The sequence below is a fragment of the Paracoccus lutimaris genome (genome assembly GCF_003337565.1).
Taxonomy (GTDB): Bacteria; Pseudomonadota; Alphaproteobacteria; order Rhodobacterales; family Rhodobacteraceae; genus Paracoccus; species Paracoccus lutimaris.
This window is the reverse complement of sequence record NZ_QPJL01000091.1, coordinates 1-1,222: the sequence shown is the minus strand read 5'-3', so window position 1 is coordinate 1,222 and position 1,222 is coordinate 1. Positions and strand designations below refer to the sequence as shown.

Genomic DNA, 1,222 nt, shown 5'->3' with positions numbered 1-1,222 from the left:
CGCGCCCTCCCCCGCAGATCATCATCGCAGACTGTCTTGTCGCCCTTCATTTCCGATGTTCCTGCAGCCCAAGCTCGACCCACATCCAGCCGAAATCGTACTCGGAAATCGGACCCTCCCCATGCCCGGCACTACGGTTTTCCAGCATCTTCAGCCACTCGATCACCTTCTCGCGCCCCGCAGTCGTCCGGACAGCCTGACGCGGTGACTTGCCGCCCAGTGCCGGGATCGGCGCGTCCAGCGTTTCGCGGTAGTGCTTGTCCAGGTGATCCAGCATGAGCTGGCGCGCGATCTCGGACGGGATTTCATCGGCCGCCTCGCTCGGCCCGTCACGTCGTTGGTCGGCCCGCATCTGCTCAACCGTCCGGATCGTGGTCAACGGTGCCCTCAGCAGATCCCCGGCGGCCGCGCCGATCAACGTCTGGACCTTGGCCGCCCGCTCGGCCGAGTTGACGGTCACGAGCAGCGTCTTACCCGTCAGTTCCAGCGAGCCCAGCACGGTGGCCCCCTCCATCTGCGTGTCCAGCATGATGCCACCGCCCGCCTTTCCACCGCGCGCCTTGCGAGCGGCCAGCCAGTTCCAGAACTTCGGCCCCTCGGCCAGGAAGCCCTTCACCCGGTCCAGACGCTCCGCCACGGCCTTCTGCGTGACGCCGCTGGCAAGCGGGTAGCGCAGGTCGTGGAACAGCACATCGTCGCCGTCCGAATTGGTGAACTGCGGCTGGTCCGGCGTGAGAACGCGGTCAATCTCGATGAACAGCCAAGCGGAGGTGAAGATGGGTGCGCAGCCCATCAGCTCATCGTGCGAAAGCCGCAGCGCATCTCGTTTCCTCAGCTTCAGGGCATCGCGCAGCCCGGCAAACAGGAAATCCACCGCCTCGGCCCGGAAGGGCAACAGTGCCCCGGAGATGACATGGTGATCGCGCTCGGGCACCACCCGCACGGCAATCCTGTCCCATTGCTTCAGCGTCCGCGTGGCGGATTTCTCCCTCACCGTGATCGGCGCGGCATCCGACAGCAGATCGCGCAGCACCATAGACGTCCCAGGCTGGACGTCGCTGACCTCGTACAGACTGACCGGCGCATCCCGAAGCGCGGTGAAATAGGCCCGGTTCAAGGCCGTTTCCTTCCAGCCGCGCCGTTTCAGGTAGAGATCGACGATGTTGCCGTCCTCATAGCGCTGGCCAAGGAAATCCTCGAACCCGCAGCCCCAAAGCACGCC

At 65.1% G+C, this 1,222-nt stretch carries 1 protein-coding gene; it reads right to left on the bottom strand.

Annotated features, from left to right (window positions below):
- Positions 1-46: 46 nt before the first annotated feature.
- Positions 47-1,222: DUF7986 domain-containing protein (locus tag DFP89_RS20070; protein ID WP_114351055.1), on the bottom strand; the 1,176-nt coding region annotated here is incomplete at its 5' end.